This window comes from Cognatiyoonia sp. IB215182 (assembly GCF_033963905.1).
GTDB lineage: Bacteria > Pseudomonadota > Alphaproteobacteria > Rhodobacterales > Rhodobacteraceae > Yoonia.
Genome location: NZ_JAXBMB010000007.1, coordinates 233,136 through 249,804, shown reverse-complemented (window position 1 = coordinate 249,804; position 16,669 = coordinate 233,136). Strand labels below are relative to the sequence as shown.

The following is a 16,669-nucleotide window of genomic DNA, read 5'->3' as shown; positions in this document are numbered from 1 at the left end:
GTCAATAGGAGCAACCCCATGTCATTTTCAATCTCTGGCAAAACCGCCGTCGTCACGGGCGCGGCAAATGGTGTTGGCCTCGCCATCGGGCGGCACTTTGTCAGCAAGGGTGCCAATGTCGTTTTTGTCGATATGGATGAGAAGGCGCTTTGCCACGAAATGGGCGAAGAAGCCAAAAAGGAAGAAAATGTGCGCATCTTCGCGGGTGATCTGCGCAAGAAGCTGACCATTGCCAATCTCTTGTCCACAACCATCGATGCGTTTGAGCGGGTCGATATCCTGGTCAACGCGGCCCGCCAGGTCATGACCACCGATCCGCTTGATCCCGAAGACAACAGTGTCGAAGAGCTTTTACAGCAGAACACGTTGACGGCCATGCGGGTCAGTCAGGCCGTTGCGCGCAAGATGATCAAACAGGCCGGTGATGGAACACCTGATGGACCAATCGGTTCCATCGTAAACCTCAGTTCCATCGCGGCCCGCCGCACCCATCCCGATCTTCTGGCTTATTCAGTGAGTTCCGCGGCGCTGGATCAGATGACACGCTCCATGGCCGTTTCGCTTGCGCCCAAAGGTATTCGCGTCAATGCAGTTGCCTTCGGCAGCGTGATGAGCGCGAGCCTCAAGGGATCGCTGAAGGATCAGGACGACGCGCGCGAGGCAATTGTCGAAAATACACCGCTCAACCGGATCGCCAGTGCAGGCGAGGTTTCCGATGCGGTGCAGTATCTGGCCTCGGACGCGTCATCCTTCGTGACCGGCCAGATTATCACCGTTGACGGGGGCCGTACGCTGATCGACCCGGCTGATGTGGCGGTGCACTAAGCCTGTCACTCTGGGTGAATGGCGATGCACTGGAGAACCGCCTGGTCAGAGCTTGCTTGCGCCAGCGTGAACCGCTCTTGCAGCGATTCCAGCTTGGCTTGCTCTGCCCGTAAATCAATCGCAACGGGTACCGTTGTTGTGAACGTCTCGGTCTCATTGCATGGGAAGAAGAATGTGGAGCCGTCATCATTCTTGCCACGGCAACTCCGCTGCAAGGTGCGCACGTCCTGACGTTCCTCAATCGCATAGCCTCTGGCCAGATTGGCCTGTGTCTCGTTGATCAGCTGTGACAGAACCTTTGTGTCCCGCGTCGCGTCCGCGATGCATTCCTCGCGCGGTGTGGCGCAGGCGGCCAGGGCCAGGACAGGCAAAATGATAAAGGCAGGGCGCATCGCATTCTCCGGGTTTGGTATGGATCATCACAGCATGATCAGTATGGTGCACGAAAGCTAACACACCGTGTTATTCAATATCAGGGCATAAAGGGTGGGCATGTCAGACGGGTTTGAGGCAGAGAAAAGCCAGGCGTCGCAGTGGTTTCGGAGCCTGCGGGACGAGATTGTTGCGGCCTTTGAGGGTCTGGAAGACAGCCATCAGGGCGAAGGTGAACCGGGCCGGTTTGAGGTCTCTGAGACCAAGCGCGCCGCACCCGATGGCGGTGATGCGGGCGGTGGCCTGATGTCCGTGATGCGCGGCGGACGCGTCTTTGAAAAGGTCGGCGTCAATGTCTCAACCGTCTATGGTGAGCTGGGCGATGCTGCGCAAAAGGCGATGGCGGCACGCGGCGTGCCCGGCATGGCGGATGACCCGCGTTTCTGGGCCTCTGGCATCTCGCTTGTCGCGCATATGCAAAACCCGCATGTCCCCGCCGTTCATATGAATACCCGCATGTTCTGGACACCGCATGCCTGGTGGTTCGGCGGCGGGTCCGACCTGAACCCCTGCATCGAATACGATGACGACACCGCGCATTTTCACGCCACGCAGAAGGCGCATCTCGACCCGCATGGATCAGATCACTACCCCAAGCTCAAGGCCTGGGCGGATGAGTATTTCTTCATCCCCCACCGCCATCGTGCGCGCGGGGTGGGTGGCATCTTTATGGATGATTACTGCACCGGAGATTGGGAGGCGGATTTCAAGCTCACCCAGGATATTGGTCGCGCGTTCTTGCCCGCCTATGTGCCCCTCGTCGAAAAGCGGCGGGATACGCTGTGGACCGAGGCGGACAAGGACACACAGTTGGTCCATCGCGGCCTCTATGCCGAATACAATCTTGTCTATGATCGCGGCACGAAGTTCGGCCTCGCCACCGGCCACGATGCAAACGCTGTACTGATGAGCCTGCCGCCGCTGGCGAAGTGGGTCTAATCCACCGTCACGAACTTGGCGCCACCGACAGAACGGGTGTTGCTCGTTGTCCCTACCACCTCGAACTGAGGGTTTTCCTGGGTATTGTTCCGCGCAATATCTCGCAGCAACATCCCCGCCAATTCGGGCGAGATGTCACCACCGCTGGCCCGGCTCAGCAGGTTTGCCGCGCGTTCCGGTGCGAAATGGACGACGATGCGTGCGATCCGCATCTGCGACAAGGCGAATGACGTTCGTGCCAAAGGATCATTGCCCAACGCCGCGCGTTCCGCTTGTGACGCTGGCACCAGCGTCAACCAGGCGATGAGCGCCAGCAAAGCCGCCACCCACAAACTGCGGATGCCGTGAAACAGAAGGCGAAAGGTCAATGGCATACCCATCTCCCGATTGGTGACGGCAGGTTGACGCAGCAATGCGGCAAAACTAGGACCCGCGTACGGTGTCGATCATCAATTGCACATGGTCGGGGTTGGCATCCGGCGTGATCCCGTGGCCAAGATTGAAGATATGCGGGCCCTTGCGAAAGGCGTCACAAATGCGCTTGGTCTCGTCAACCAGCGCCTGCCCGCCGGTGACCATATGCGATGAGGCGAGGTTGCCCTGCACACAGCCGTCGATCTGCACATGCTCTGCCGCCCAGGCTGCATCGATCCCGTCATCAAGTGCCACACAATTGGCGCCCGTTGCGCGGTGCACACCGGCGTAGCGATGGTCCGCACCGCGTGGAAAGACGATGACGGGGATGCCGGGATGCCTGTCATTGATCGCGTGGGTGATGCGCTGCATCGGATGGATTGAGAACTCGGTAAAGTCATCCCTCTGCAATGAACCCGCCCAGCTGTCGAACAGTTTGACGACTTCGGCTCCGGCCTGGATCTGCATCGACAGATACTCAATCGTGGCCTCCGTCAGCCGGTGAATGATCCCTTCAAAGACGGGGCGGTTTTCGGCCTTGAGGGCATGGGCCGGGCCCTGATCCGGTGTGCCGCGCCCGGCGATCATGTAAGTCGCTACGGTCCATGGCGCGCCGGCAAAACCGATCAGCGTGGTTTCCGCAGGCAATTCGCGCGACAGGATTTGCACAGTTTCATAAACCGGGCGCAGTGTCTCGTGGATGTCGTCAACAATCTTCAGTTCGGCGAGTTCGTCCGCCGTCGTGATCGGCGTCAGACGCGGGCCTTCGCCTGTGACAAACCACAATTCCGCACCAAGCGCCTGTGGCAACAACAGGATATCGGCAAACAGGATCGCAGCATCAAAGCCGTAACGCCGGATCGGTTGTAACGTGACCTCAGCGGCAAGTTCTGGATTGTAGCAAAGCGATAGAAAATCCCCGGCCTGGGCTCGCGTTGCCTTGTATTCCGGCAGATACCGGCCCGCCTGACGCATCATCCAGATGGGTGGCGTGGGAAGGGTTTCACCCGCGAGGGCCCTCAGGATCGTCTTTTGCTGCGCCATGGAATGTCCTTTTTTATCAGTCCTGTGGTCCCAATTGCAGAAGATGTTGTCAAGGGAGTTGTCAGGCTAGGTTGACAGGTCTAACAATCACGTCATGACAATGCATCTGCCCACCCCCAAGAACCCGTTCAGAATTGGCACGCGCGGCTCTCCGCTGGCATTGGCCCAAGCGCATGAGACCCGAGACCGGCTCATGACCGCCTTTGATCTGCCCGACGAAGCGTTCGAGATTTGCGTGATCAAGGTGACCGGGGATCAGATTCTTGACAAGCCATTGCGCGAGATCGACGGGAAAGGGCTCTTTACGCGCGAGATCGAAGAGGCGTTGCTTGACGGCTCCATCGATATCGCGGTGCATTCGACGAAAGATATGCCCGTAGAACAACCCGGCGGTCTGATCCTCGATACGTTTCTGCCACGTGAGGATGTGCGCGACGCATTTGTGTCGCTCAAGTTTGATGGCCTTTCGGCGCTTCCTGATGGCGCGGTGGTTGGCACCTCATCAACCCGCCGGCGCGCCCAGCTCGCCGCACGTTTTCCAAACCTGCGGGTAGTGGAGTTTCGCGGCAATGTGCAGACCCGTCTGAAAAAGCTGGGCGACGGCGTAGCTGACGCGACATTCCTCGCAACCGCCGGTCTGCGGCGGCTGGGGATGGACGATGTGCCCTATTACCCGATTGACCCTGATGAGATGCTGCCCGCCATCGCACAAGGCGCCATCGGGATTGAGCGGCGCCTGAATGACACCCGCGCCGCCGATCTTTTGGCGGCCATACATCACAAAGAGACCGGCCAAAGACTGCAGGCCGAACGCGCGCTTCTGGGCGGCCTTGACGGCTCTTGCGAGACGCCGATTGGCGGCTTGGCCGAGCTTTCGGGTGGATCACTGCGGCTGCGGGGCGAGATCCTGCGGCCCGACGGGGCAGAGGTCTTGGCCGACGATATCAGCGGTGCGGTCGAGGATGGGGCCGAGATCGGACGGGCCATGGCGGACGGGCTGCTGAAACAAGCAGGTCCCGATTTCTTTGCTGTCACCGCCTAAGGGGCGTCACGCAGACGGAATGACCTTACCGGGGTTCAGGATGTTGCGCGGATCAAGCGCCATCTTGATGGCGCGCATTGCATCAAGTGCGACCGGGTCCTTCCGCCGTTTCATCGTCTCAAGCTTTGAGACGCCGATGCCATGCTCGGCGCTGAACGAGCCGCCTAACTCCTGCACCACGTCTTCGACGGCAGCAACAAGCGCATCTTTCGCGTCAGGATCGTTGCGGCTGATGTAGCTGGTGTGATGAATGTTGCCGTCACCGAGATGCGCGACCATCACCTCTGTCGCGTCAGGATCAATCGCCTTTACACGCGGCGTCAGCTTCTCTTCAAAAGCGGCCACCTTATCGACCGGGACCGCGACATCCGTGTTGACTAAAACCCCGCCGAAGAAGGCGACTTCGCCCGCATCCTCGCGCCGTTTCCACATGGTGCGACGCTGCGCCTCATTCTGGGCGATGACGGCGTCAAGCACCGCACCATCTTCCAGCATCTGGCCCAATGTTTGCTCCAGAAGGGCAACAACCGGAACCTGCCCGCTTTCATCGGGTGTTGCATCTGCCAGCGTAATTGCGGCCACTTCGATCATGACATTCACGTCATAGCCTTGCTCGAACGCTGGTGGAAAATCGGGAAACAACGCGTGGTGCTTCTCCATATAACTGCGCGGCATGTATTCGAATGCCTCGACCCCGCCGCCCGTGACATCCTGCAGCTTGTGCAAAAGCGTCAGTGCATCTTCCAGGCTGGGAACCGCCACCATGGCCGTTGCATAGGCCTGCGGTTTTGGCTCAAGCTTCAGAACCGCTGCCGTAATCACACCCAGCGTGCCTTCGGCGCCGATCATCAGATTGCGCAGATCAAGGCCGGAATTGTCTTTGTGCAAAGCGCTCATCAGGTTCATGATGCGGCCATCGGCCATCACGACCTCCAGTCCCAGACAGAGGCCCCTTGTGCTGCCATAACGCACCACGTTTGACCCGCCCGCATTCGTGGATAAGAGCCCGCCGATCATTGCAGAACCGCGCGCGCCGAGCGTCAGCGGAAAGATCAGATCATGTTCCTCCGCCGCATCGTGCAGGTTGGTCAGGATCACACCCGCACCCACCGTGGCCGTACGCCCGGCAACGTTAATCTCGGTAATTTCATTGAGACGCTCAACCGACAGCATCAGCGCATTTTGTGCCAGCGTCGCGCCGGTCAAGCCGGTTCGTCCGGACACCGGTACAACGGGTGTCCCCGTTGCATGTGCGATCTTCAGGATTTCAGAGACGTCTTGCGTGGTTTTGGGCCGCAACACCGCCAATGGTGTTGAGGTATACGCTCCCGTCCAGTCCTTGCCATAAGGTGCTGCATCATCGCCGGTCAGGATACTCTCCTCACCGATTGCGTCGCGCAGCTGGCCCAGTACCGACATGCTCACTCCCCGTCTTCTTGGCTGAAAAACTACCTGTAAATAATCGGGGACAAAAGGGAAAATGCCCGCGCGCAAGAATGATACGCGCGGGACTAGATTGTTTTAGTCGACGACCGGCGTCGCGCCGATCCAGCGTGCCACATCTGGCAAGTCAGGTGCAGTACCCAGCGCCCGGTCCTGCAGGTTGCTTGCGCCAAAGCGAATGCGCATGCCAAGCCCGACGCTCAGATCATTGGCACGATCAATATCGCCATCTTCATCAGTTTCGGCGATGTCGAGGTGGTAGGCCGATCCATATACCGATGTTGTGCCGCCGAACATGTCGATGCCGAGCATCTGTTCAAACTCCATACCGTAGCGAGTGAATTCCATCTCGTCCGGCGTGTCGCTGTCCGCGTCTTGTTCACCCTCGGCGAATGCGACATCAAGCAGCAGTTTGGACTGCCCGTTATTGAAGAAGCGTTGCCCGATAATGCGGCCAAATGTGACGTCAGAGGGTACTTCGGGGTCCTCTGCCTCGCTGTCGAATTGTCCGACCTGCGCACCAAGCAACCAGTCGCCAGTGGCCCATTGTCCACCGAGACCAGCGATGGTGTAGTCCGCGTCCTGCTCACCGTCGGTATCAGAGCTGTCGACTTCACCCACACCAGCAAAACCACCGACATAGCCCTGATTGAACTGGTAGCCGAATTGCAGACCAAGATTGCCGCTGGCGTCGTAGGTATCGTTTGCCTCGTCACCGCCAACCGTGGATGGATAATCGGTACCCTCAACATCAATTTCGATCTGTGCTAGCAGGTTTTGCCCAAGTGGAACAGCGGCAAGTCCACTGATCGCAAATGTCGTAACATCCTCAATTTCGGCCAGCGGCGAACCAGAGGAGTTAACGGCAGTTCCGCTACGCGAAATCTGCCCAAAGGAAAGGTCTCCTTCGAAGATCATGTTGCGGGTTGCGGTGCTATCCGCCATTGCTTCTACCGCCGTCAACGCCACAGCACATGCTGCAGTGCCCAAGATTCTTTTCATTTTTGGTCCTCGTTACCAAATCGTTAATGGGAGGGAGCTAGGCGGCAAATAAGGCAGGAACAAGCCTGACCTTGGGGGACTTCAAGGCTCTTGTGTCACCGCCCAACGATGGGATGAGGTTGGTGGCGCGGGGGAGACTTGAACTCCCCAGTCAAGGTGGCTGGCGCAGCAAACGCCCAAAGTCGGGCCTGCTGCTATTTGAAACGTTGCGAATGTGTTCGGAGCATGTGTTTTGGTGGCGCGGGGGAGACTTGAACTCCCGACTCAAGGTGGCTTGCGCAGCAAACGCCCAAAGTCGGGCCCGCTGCTATTTGGAACGTTGCGAATATGTGCGGAGCTTGTGTTTTGGTGGCGCGGGGGAGACTTGAACTCCCGACCTCGCGATTATGAGTCGCGCGCTCTAACCAGCTGAGCTACCGCGCCGCACCACGCACGCCCGATTACGCAAAGGGTGCAGTGCTGTCAAACCGATTCTGGGTTTTGTGACGCAGGAAATCAGCGGCGCTACGCAATGTCCCGCAGGATGGGTGTTTGTGCTCATCTGCATCAGTCATAGCGCAGCTCGGTCGCCTTTCCCCGGAACACCGTGTAGGCGAGGATCGTGTATCCCATGATTGTTGGCAACACGACGCATGTCCCGATCAGGATGATAAACAGGCTCTCTGGCGCGCTCGCCGCCTCGTAGATCGTCAACTGTTCAGGCACCACGTAAGGGTAAAAGCTGTACGCCATGCCCGCAAAGGCCAATACCCACAGGGCTGTTGCGGCCGCAAAGGGCAGCCAGGAATAACGGTCCTCTGCGAATGGCATGCGGCGCAGCATTGACCACAGCCAGACGACGAGAAGTCCCGACAGAATCGGCAAGGGCGCCAGATAAAGCGCCTCGGGCCAGCTGAACCATTTGTCAAAGATCCGCGCGCTCACAAAGGGTGTGGCCAGTGAAATTGCGCCGATGCCAAGCACCAGCCCCCAAATGCCGCCCTTGGCCCAGTCCACCGCCTTGCGCTGCAGATGTTCATCCGTCTTGTGGATCACCCATGTGGCGCCGATAAAGCTGTATCCCACTGTCAGGAAAACGGCTGTCAGCACCGCAAAACCAGTATTCAGCCACGTCCATTCCAGCCCCATCACATACATGCCCAGCATGAAGCCCTGGCTGAGCGATGTCATCAGAGAGCCCGCGAAGAACGCGTTGTTCCAAGCCCGTTTATGCGGGGCGGGGGCTTTCGCTCGAAACTCGAACGCGACCCCGCGCAGGATCAGCCCGATCAGCATGATTGTGACAGGCAGGTAAAGCGCCGTCAGGATCTCACCGTGTGCTGCCGGAAAGGCTACAAGCATGAGGCCAATGGCCAGCACCAGCCATGTTTCATTCGCATCCCAGAACGGCCCGATTGAGGCGATCATGCGATCCTTTTCATCCGCCTCCGCGAATGGAAACAACACGCCAACCCCAAGGTCAAACCCGTCCAGAACCACATAGATGAGGATCGAGGCCCCCATCAGTGCGGCAAAGACGAAGGGCAGCCAAATCTCTGGATCGCCGAAATAATACATCTGCGTTACTCCGCCGGAACCGCACGAGTGATGGCGGCCTCGGATTGGGGGACATTGGGTTCAATCGGCTCCCCACGCGACATACGGCGGGCAAGGAAGAAGATCACGTAGATATAGGCGATCAGCAGCACCGCATAGATCGCGAGATAGGCGATCAGAGATGACAGGACCAGCGGCGCAGGCACATCGGCCACCGCCTCTTTCGTTGTCATCACGCCCTGTACCAGCCACGGCTGGCGCCCGATCTCGGTAGTGTACCAGCCGGCAAGTGTGGCGACCCAGCCGCTGAAGCTCATCCCGATGAGGCCGTAAAGCATCGGTTTCGGCAGCCCCTCCACCCCGCGTTTGCGGCGCAGGATCATGTAGGTTGCGGTCCAACTGACCAGCAGCATGAGCAGTCCGGTTCCCACCATCACGCGGAAAGACCAGAAGACCGGGGCCACACGCGGATGCAGCACCTCACCATCCTCGGTGACAAAATCGTTCAGCCCCTGTACCTCACCGTCCCACTCATGGGTCAGGATGAAGGATGCGAGGTTGGGAATACCGATCTCAAAGCGGTTTTCGCGCGCCTCTTCATCGGGAATGGCGAACAGGATCAGCGGCACACCGGTATCCGTCTCCCAATTGCCCTCCATCGCGGCGACTTTGGCGGGCTGATATTCCTTTGTGTTCAGCCCATGCATATCGCCCACAAAGATCTGCACCGGGATCAGCAGTGCCGCCATGAAGACACCGGTCTTGAGCGCCACCCGCACCCCTTCGGTGCGCCCACCGATGAGCCAGCGGAAGGCGCTGACACCCGCGATTAGGAAGCTGACGGTCAGGAAGCTTGCCAGCACCATATGGGTAAAGCGGTAGGGCATCGATGGGTTGAAGATAATCGCCCACCAATCGGTCGCATGGGCCACACCGTCAATCATTTCAAAGCCTTGCGGGGTGTGCATCCAGGAATTCAGGACGATGATCCAGAACGCCGACATCATCGTGCCGAAGGCTACAAGGAACGTCGCCCCGGTATGCAGCCAGTTCGGCACACGGCTGAAGCCAAACAGCATGATGCCGAGGAACACGGCCTCCAAAAAGAAGGCCGTCATGATCTCATAGGCCAAAAGCGGCCCCGCGATGTTTCCCACCGTTTCCATGAAACCGGGCCAGTTCGTGCCAAACTGGAACGACATCGTGATCCCCGAGACGACGCCCATCGCGAAGGACAGTGCGAAGATTTTGACCCAGAAGCGATAGGCCTCCATCCAGCGTTCTTGCTTCGTCCGATTGTACTGGATCTTGAAGTAGAGCAGCACCCAGCCCAAGGCGATGGTGATCGTCGGGAACAGGATGTGAAATGAGATATTCGCCGCAAATTGGATCCGCGACAGCAGCAGGGTTTCCATGCCGGGCCTCAATCGTCTTGTCTTTGTCAAATCACATATAGCCGCCTGTCGCCGGGCTTCATCCCGGTGCGACAGCAAGGCGCGGGTCGGCGAAGTCTCAAGAAATTGTCACAAATTCATGCTATGGTTGAACTGTTGAACCAAAGGATTTTGATGATGGATTTTACCAATTTCACCGCGCGGGTGGACCGCGTTGTCGACGGCGATACGCTGCGTGTTTTCCTCAAGCCAGATGATGAAAACAGCGAAAGCCTGCGTATTCTTGCCCTTGATACCGAAGAGGTCTCACCCGGCACCAAACCCGTCACGCCCTTGGGCCGTGTCGCCTCGGACCGTGCAAAGGTGCTCTTTGCGGAGTGCGATGATGTAACGGTGACCTTGCCGGGTACTGAACCGCTGGAGGCAGCACTTGAGAAATATCGCGGCAATTTCGGGCGTCTTCTGACCTATCTAAACCTTGCCGATGGCACCGATTTTCAGGAACTGATGATCCGCGAGGGGCTTTCGCCCTACTTCGTCAAATATGGCCGGGCGCAAGGCGACGACCGTCACGCCCGCTACACCGGGGCCGAGCGTCAGGCTCAGTCGGCGGGCCTTGGGATCTGGGATCAGATCGCCAATAACGGTTCGGTTTTGCGCGATTATGGGTTTCTGTCGTCCTGGTGGGAGTTGCGGGGCCGGATCATCGAGGAATATCGCAGGCTGAAACTAGCCCAGCCCGATCTTGGCTTGCTGAACACGCGCCTCGACTATGCCGAACTGGTCGAGATTGCGAAGGCCGAAGGCACCGCAACGGTCTTCATGGAACTGCGCGACTTCCGCCCGGCAGGCTCGGACCATATCATCTTTTCCACCGGCTCACTCTCGCAGCCCTATTCGTTGTTCATTCCGGGTGGAAATACCGAGAGCGGGGCCGATGTGATGCGGCTGATCCTGACGCGCTATCGCCCCGACGGCGAAAGCCAGCCGCGCCGCAGCTATGCCTATGTGACCGGTCCGACCAAGATGTTTCCCGATGAAAACGGAACGCCCGAGATCATCGTGACTTCACCCGATCAGATCACGGATCTGCCAGCCGGCGCGGCTCCGCTTGCTTGACAGTGGCGGCACGCTGTCCCTTTCTGGCGCTGGCAACGAAAGGGGCAGCAGATGGCGCAAGGGTTTCTGACAACACATGTTCTTGACACCGCAAATGGTGTGCCCGCCGCCGGGATGGTCATCGACCTCTACCGGCTTGAGGGTGATACACGGACGCATCTAGCGAAGATGCAGACCAATGCCGATGGCCGGACCGATACGCCGATCCTGCCAAAAGAGCATTTTGCTGTCGGACGCTACGAACTGGTCTTTCAGGCCGGCGCCTATTTCGGTCACAGCGGTGATCCGACATTCCTTGATGACATCCCCATCCGGTTCGGGATCAATGACGCCACCTCGCATTATCACGTGCCGCTCCTGGTCTCGCCATTCAGTTTCTCGACCTATCGCGGAAGCTGACACCGTCATCTGCGTTTCATGAAGGCAGACCAGATTGCACGCGAGCAATGTCGGTGGAGGCCAAAATCGACTTACTTTTTCGCCATTCACCTCCTGGTCTGTCAGGATTGCATCATGCGCTCAGCCTCATGGCTGCGGATAAAGAGCAGGTTTCGGTCGCCCAAATTCTGAAAATCCTGGGCGCGCGGGGTCATGGGCCGATCATCCTGACCCTCGCGGGTCTGATGATGCTCCCTACCGGCATGCTGCCCTTCATGCCCTCAATCATCGGTATCCTGATCTCCCTGACCGCGTTTGAGATGCTGGTCGGTGGGCAGGGCGTTTCCGTTCCCGGTCGCGTGGGTCGGATCATGATCAATGCGCAGATGCTGCGCGCAGGGTTGGACAGGGCTGCGCCGATTTTTGACCGACTTGGCCGCCTGATGCATCCACGCGCCCAGTTCTTGGTCCACAACAAGCTTGCTCTGACTGCGATCGCGGTCGTGCTTTTGATGATTTCCGGCACGATGATTATCGTCGGCGCGATCCCAGGACTGCCATTCATTCTTTGCGTTCCGGTCCTTCTCTTTGGTCTTGGCCTGACGGCAGGGGATGGTGTGGTGGTGGCTCTGGCTCTTGTTGCCTGCATCGGCGCCGGTTTGGGTGTGGCATGGCTGCTCTGAACAAATGCATGAATTAGCAAAGACTTAAGCGAGCGTACGTCTTCCCTGCGGGGAAGGTCTTAAAACCAGCGCTAGGCTCCGGGCCCTGAGAACGTCCAACGCGTGGTTTGCTGGTAAGTCTCGCCCGGCGCCAGCAGGATGGATGGGAAGTGTGGGTTGTTGGGCGCGTCCGGCCAATGCTGCGCCTCAATGGCCAGTCCTTCATAGAACTTTTGCCCTGGGCGTTGTGCCGCGCGCCCGTCATAGATCTGAATACCCGGGGCGGTCGTCCCGACCGTCATGTTCACACCACTTTGCCCCTGCAACCAAAGAACATCGCGCAACGCTTCATCCGTTTCGGACAGACAAAAATTGTGGTCCAGATTTGGCGCGCCGGGGTTGATTTGCTGGGCCTCGCGAAAGTCCATCGCAGTGTCTGTAACCCCCGCGATTTCTCCTGTCGGGTAATCATCGGGCGTGCTCGGCAGATAACGATCAGCAGCGATCTGCAGCCTGTGGCCCGCCCAGGTGTCGGTGCCGTCCAGGTTCCAGTAGCTGTGATTGGCAAAGTTCATCAGCGTCCGGGCATCTGTTGTCCCGGTGATGTGCATGGTCAGTGTTGCGGGCGGGGTGAGTGTGTATGTCACAGTGATCTGGCGGTTCCCCGGCAAGCCGCACATCCCATCCGGCAGGGCCAGACCCAGAGTCAGGCTATCATCGCTGACGGTCTCGACATTCCACACCTGATGCTGTGCAGCTTTGACGCCGGAATGCAGGTGAATCCTGCCTTTCTCATTGCGTTCCAGTTCGTAGACCATCCCGTCAATGCGCGCGCGGGCATTGCTGATCCGGTTAACCACCGGGCCGATCAAGGGCCCGTGATAGCACATGGCGCCCTCATAGTCGGACAAAAGGTCAGAGCCCAGTGTTAGCGGGTGATCAATGCCGTCCAGACGCAAGTCCTGCAGGATCGCACCGTAAGTCAGAAGGCTGACGGTCAGATTGCCGGCGGTCAGGGTGATCTTGTGGACCTTCCTGCCATCCACGGTCGTGCCAAATGGCGTCACGCCAAGGCTTCCCAATGCACGCCCGCAGGTTTGATCGTCGTGCCCTGCCAATTCAACGCAGTTGGTGCGTAGTTAAAGACGAAGCGATGTGTCATCGTATCGCGGATGCGCAGCCCGTCAGGCAGGTTGTGCGTGTCGATAGCGAGCGTGCTGCAGAGGTCACGGATGATCCTGTCGAAGGTTGCATCATCCGGCCATCCGGCCAGATAGCGCAGGTTGTCATTCCCGATGATCGCTGGTTGGCCTGTCCCGGTACTCAGATATGTCGTGGCATCGCCTTCCAGATGCTCGAACCAATGCAGGAATTGTCCCTCACCCTCCAGCGGTATGGTGTCATCGGGCGGAATGCTCTCCGTCAGGGCGACGCTGATATCAAGGTTCGGCAGGTCCGGGCCGAGAGGCACTTTGACGGCGAGTTCGTTGGTCTTTGTATCGCTGCGTGGACCGATCAGCGCGATGCCTTTGAACGTGCTGAGCGCTCTGCGGAATTCATCAGTCAGCGTCATGAGACCCGGTGCAAGCACCAGCTTGTAGGGTGCAAGGTCGCTTGTGTCGGGCGGCAGGATATCGACGTTGAGCCCTGGGCGCCGCAACGCGCGATAGGCGGCGAAGGCAAGGCGGAACATCTCGAAATCCGCACCTTGCGGTTGCGCGTCCCAGGCCCAGGCGCTTTCGTAATCGAAAACCAGCGCCGCTTGCGCTTGCGCTGTCCCAACCTCCGGCAACCCGGCGATCTCATCGGCGACTTGGCGGGCCTCTTCGAGCGCCGGGGCGGGCGCGTTGTCGGGCCGCAAGAGCCCCGCATGCATCTGCTCTTGCGCAAAGGGCGCCTGCCGCCAGCGGAAATAGCAGACCGTTTCGGCACCATGGGCAAACGCCTCCCACGCCCAAAGCCGCGCCATGCCGGGCAGGGGGGCGGGGTTGTAGGGCGCCCAGTTCACCGGGCCGGGCTGTTGCTCCATGACCCAAAGCCGTCCCTTGCCCACAGCCCGATAAAGGTCGTGATGAAAGGCCTGCATGTCAGGATGCCCTTGCCGCAGGAATTTTTTCTTTTGTTCTGAGGAGCCTTCGAGCCGATCTGAAAGAAAGCCAATCGGGTAACTATCCCACGACGCGATGTCGAGATCCGCGCCCACCTTCCAGTGATCAAAGGCCGTGATCCGGCCCATGTAATTGTGGATCAGCGGGGCGTCGGTATGCTTGCGCAACTCATCCACCTGCACCTTGTTGAAGGCGACAACCTGATCTGAACTATAGCGCCGGAAGGCCAGTTGATGAGGATGGTTCGGCTCGGTGACCGTCAGGTTCGGCAGGTCGATCTGGTCGAAACTGTCATACTCCATCGACCAGAACACATTGCCCCAGGCACGGTTGAGCGCGTCGGTCGATTGGTATTTCTGTGCGAGCCAGTCCTGAAACCCTTTCCGCGCGGTGTCCGAATAGCTGAGCGTCGTTTCATGGCAATCATATTCATTGTCGATCTGCCACGCAGCAATATGGGGGTTCTTCCCATAACGTTCGCCCATCAGCCGCGCGATCCGGCGGCATTCGTCGCGATAGCCCAGATGGCTGAAATCGTAGTGACGACGCGAGCCAAATTTGCGCGGGCGGCCTTCAGCGTCGACCGCCAGCATGTCGGGATGCTTATCCACCATCCAGCGCGGCGGCGTCGCGGTTGGCGTGCAAAGGATGATCTGCAACCCGGCCTCACCCAAAACCTCGATCGCCCGGTCGAGCCAATCCCATGTGAACGTGCCGGGGCTGGGCTCCATCCGGCTCCACCCGAACTCGCCGATGCGGACCCAGGTCAGGCCGGTTGCAACCATACGCGCGGCGTCATCGGCCCACTGACAATCGGGCCAGTGTTCGGGATAGTAGCAGACGCCGAGCGTGCGTTTCATGGTCGTCCTTTTGAGTATTTTTGGCGAGATGATAGGGCAAATCAGGGTCAGAGGATAACCCGATACTCTTTCTGGCCAGTGATATCTGTGGTGACGGCGAAGGTTTTGCCCTCATCCGGGCCGTCAAGCCCGACGGCGGCGGATGTACAGTAAAGTGTGTTGCGATCCGGACCGCCAAAGGCGGGGCAGGAGGTTTGCTGCGCCGGAAAGTCGTAGGCCTTGATGAAGCTGCCATCCGGCGCGTAACCGGCAACACGTGCAGCGCCCCATTGCGCGTTCCAGAGGTTCCCTTCGGTGTCGACCACGGCGCCGTCGGGGCGGAAATCAGTGCCAGTCAAATCGATATGCAATTGCGACTCATCTCTGGGCCAGCCGTCCGCATCAAGTTCCACACGCATGATCTGTTGCGTCGGTGTGTCGGTGAAATAGGCAGTCTTTCCGTCAGGTGCGAAACAGATCGCGTTGCTGATGGTGATGGGCGCGTAAAGCTGGCGCAGTTCGCCCTTGTAATAGCGATAGATCGCGCCCGCGCCCTCTTCGGCTTCGATCCCCATCGTGCCGATCCAGAAACCACCCTGCGGGTCGGCGCGCCCGTCATTGGAGCGGGTGACTTTGTTGTCGGCCTCAAGCGGGCAGAGTTCGACATGCTCGCCCGTAGTAATGTCGAACCGATGCAGCGCGCGGGCCGAGGCAATCAGCAGCGTGTCGCGGTCCACCCAGCCAGCCGCGCTGACATACGTGTCAAACTGCCAGTGCTTGCCCTTCGTGTGTAGCCTGTGGCCGAGGATATCGAACCAGAACAACTGCTCCCGCTCCGGATGCCAGAGCGGGCCTTCGCCAAGCTGGCATTGCGTGTCGTCAAAGATCATTGGCGGCCTCATCATATGCGGCGACCATGTCCTTGGCGCGGACCGCGACCTCGGCCATGGACAGGCCCGGTTTGTAGAGGGCCGAGCCGATACCGAAACCATCCGCGCTCGCCGCCAGCCATGTCGCGAAGTTGTCAGCTCCCGCACCGCCCACGGCGTAGACCTGCGTTCCTGGCGGCAGCACCGCACGGATCGCCTTGATCCCGTCGGGCCCCAACAGACTGGCGGGGAAAATTTTGAGCCCGTCGGCACCCCATTTCAGCGCCTCAAAGCATTCAGTGGGTGTCATCACACCCGGCCAGCTTTGCATGCCCGCTGTCTTTGTGGCGACAATCACACGCTGGTCGCAGTTGGGCGACACGATCAGCTTGCCCCCCATCTGCGCGACCCGGCCCACATCGTCGGTCGTCAAGACCGTACCGGCGCCGATCAGCGCGTCTTGTCCATGTTCGTCGACCATCCGCTTGATGCTGTCGAACGGATCGGGGGAGTTCAACGGCACCTCAATCCTTGTGATCCCAGCCTCGATGAGGGCAGCGCAGATCGGTACCGCCTCATCTGGTGTAACACCGCGCAGGATGGCGATCAGGGGGCGTGACATA

The 16,669-nt window shown here is 59.1% G+C and carries 17 protein-coding genes and 1 tRNA gene; 6 read left to right on the top strand and 12 right to left on the bottom strand.

The window, feature by feature from the left end; translation table 11 throughout:
• Positions 1-18: 18 nt before the first annotated feature.
• Positions 19-825: an SDR family oxidoreductase gene (locus SLH47_RS16250; protein ID WP_320240753.1), complete on the top strand. Its 807-nt coding sequence runs from the start codon at positions 19-21 to the stop codon at positions 823-825.
• Positions 826-830: 5 nt separating this feature from the next.
• Here the strand turns inward: SLH47_RS16250 and SLH47_RS16245 are convergent, their stop codons facing one another.
• Positions 831-1,217: a hypothetical protein gene (locus SLH47_RS16245; protein ID WP_320240751.1), complete on the bottom strand. Its 387-nt coding sequence runs from the start codon at positions 1,215-1,217 to the stop codon at positions 831-833.
• Positions 1,218-1,317: 100 nt separating this feature from the next.
• Here SLH47_RS16245 and hemF point away from each other — a divergent pair, with 100 nt between their 5' ends.
• Positions 1,318-2,196 carry an oxygen-dependent coproporphyrinogen oxidase gene (gene hemF, locus SLH47_RS16240; RefSeq protein WP_320240749.1) on the top strand — a complete coding sequence of 293 codons (879 nt, stop codon included), beginning with the start codon at positions 1,318-1,320 and terminating at the stop codon, positions 2,194-2,196.
• Here hemF and SLH47_RS16235 read toward each other — a convergent pair.
• Positions 2,193-2,570: a hypothetical protein gene (locus SLH47_RS16235; RefSeq protein WP_320240747.1), complete on the bottom strand. Its 378-nt coding sequence runs from the start codon at positions 2,568-2,570 to the stop codon at positions 2,193-2,195. The two genes, hemF and SLH47_RS16235, sit on opposite strands and share 4 nt — an antisense overlap.
• 49 nt (positions 2,571-2,619) lie before the next feature.
• Positions 2,620-3,654, bottom strand: a complete 1,035-nt coding sequence (gene hemE / locus SLH47_RS16230) for a uroporphyrinogen decarboxylase (RefSeq protein WP_320240746.1) — start codon at positions 3,652-3,654, stop codon at positions 2,620-2,622.
• A 94-nt stretch (positions 3,655-3,748) separates the two neighbouring features.
• On the opposite strand from hemE, the gene hemC reads away from it, so the two are divergent.
• On the top strand, positions 3,749-4,696 hold the full coding sequence (gene hemC, locus SLH47_RS16225) for a hydroxymethylbilane synthase (RefSeq protein WP_320240745.1): 948 nt from the start codon (positions 3,749-3,751) through the stop codon (positions 4,694-4,696).
• A 6-nt stretch (positions 4,697-4,702) separates the two neighbouring features.
• On the opposite strand, the gene SLH47_RS16220 is transcribed toward hemC, so the two are convergent.
• The 5 genes from SLH47_RS16220 to SLH47_RS16200 form a co-directional block, all read right to left on the bottom strand.
• Positions 4,703-6,115: an FAD-binding oxidoreductase gene (locus tag SLH47_RS16220; protein ID WP_320240744.1), complete on the bottom strand. Its 1,413-nt coding sequence runs from the start codon at positions 6,113-6,115 to the stop codon at positions 4,703-4,705.
• Between the two features lie 102 nt (positions 6,116-6,217).
• Positions 6,218-7,141, bottom strand: coding sequence for a hypothetical protein (locus SLH47_RS16215; protein WP_320240743.1), 924 nt, complete (start codon positions 7,139-7,141; stop codon positions 6,218-6,220).
• A 346-nt stretch (positions 7,142-7,487) separates the two neighbouring features.
• Positions 7,488-7,564 (bottom strand) — tRNA-Met (locus tag SLH47_RS16210).
• A gap of 123 nt (positions 7,565-7,687) precedes the next feature.
• The gene (locus SLH47_RS16205) at positions 7,688-8,698 is read right to left on the bottom strand and encodes a cytochrome d ubiquinol oxidase subunit II (protein ID WP_320240741.1); all 1,011 of its coding nucleotides are present in this window, start codon (positions 8,696-8,698) and stop codon (positions 7,688-7,690) included.
• A 5-nt stretch (positions 8,699-8,703) separates the two neighbouring features.
• Positions 8,704-10,092, bottom strand: a complete 1,389-nt coding sequence (locus SLH47_RS16200; protein WP_320240739.1) for a cytochrome ubiquinol oxidase subunit I — start codon at positions 10,090-10,092, stop codon at positions 8,704-8,706.
• 156 nt (positions 10,093-10,248) lie between these two features.
• Between SLH47_RS16200 and SLH47_RS16195 the strand changes: the two genes are divergently transcribed.
• The 3 genes from SLH47_RS16195 (at position 10,249) to SLH47_RS16185 (ending at position 12,251) form a co-directional block, all read left to right on the top strand.
• Positions 10,249-11,190 carry a thermonuclease family protein gene (locus tag SLH47_RS16195; protein WP_320240737.1) on the top strand — a complete coding sequence of 314 codons (942 nt, stop codon included), beginning with the start codon at positions 10,249-10,251 and terminating at the stop codon, positions 11,188-11,190.
• Positions 11,191-11,241: 51 nt separating this feature from the next.
• On the top strand, positions 11,242-11,589 hold the full coding sequence (gene uraH, locus SLH47_RS16190; RefSeq protein WP_320240735.1) for a hydroxyisourate hydrolase: 348 nt from the start codon (positions 11,242-11,244) through the stop codon (positions 11,587-11,589).
• Between the two features lie 128 nt (positions 11,590-11,717).
• On the top strand, positions 11,718-12,251 hold the full coding sequence (locus tag SLH47_RS16185; protein WP_320240733.1) for an exopolysaccharide biosynthesis protein: 534 nt from the start codon (positions 11,718-11,720) through the stop codon (positions 12,249-12,251).
• A gap of 71 nt (positions 12,252-12,322) precedes the next feature.
• On the opposite strand, the gene SLH47_RS16180 is transcribed toward SLH47_RS16185, so the two are convergent.
• Genes SLH47_RS16180 through SLH47_RS16165 form a run of 4 tightly spaced genes read right to left on the bottom strand, consistent with a single transcriptional unit; the run spans position 12,323 to position 16,668 of the window.
• Complete coding sequence (locus tag SLH47_RS16180) at positions 12,323-13,312, bottom strand: aldose epimerase family protein (RefSeq protein WP_320240731.1); 990 nt, start codon at positions 13,310-13,312, stop codon at positions 12,323-12,325.
• Positions 13,294-15,198 carry a beta-galactosidase gene (locus tag SLH47_RS16175; RefSeq protein WP_320240729.1) on the bottom strand — a complete coding sequence of 635 codons (1,905 nt, stop codon included), beginning with the start codon at positions 15,196-15,198 and terminating at the stop codon, positions 13,294-13,296. Before SLH47_RS16175 ends, SLH47_RS16180 begins: the two co-directional genes overlap by 19 nt.
• A gap of 47 nt (positions 15,199-15,245) precedes the next feature.
• Positions 15,246-16,067 carry an SMP-30/gluconolactonase/LRE family protein gene (locus tag SLH47_RS16170; RefSeq protein WP_320240728.1) on the bottom strand — a complete coding sequence of 274 codons (822 nt, stop codon included), beginning with the start codon at positions 16,065-16,067 and terminating at the stop codon, positions 15,246-15,248.
• Positions 16,057-16,668 carry a 2-dehydro-3-deoxy-6-phosphogalactonate aldolase gene (locus tag SLH47_RS16165; RefSeq protein WP_320240727.1) on the bottom strand — a complete coding sequence of 204 codons (612 nt, stop codon included), beginning with the start codon at positions 16,666-16,668 and terminating at the stop codon, positions 16,057-16,059. The genes SLH47_RS16170 and SLH47_RS16165 overlap by 11 nt, the downstream gene beginning before the upstream one ends.
• Between the last annotated feature and the right edge of the window lies 1 nt (position 16,669).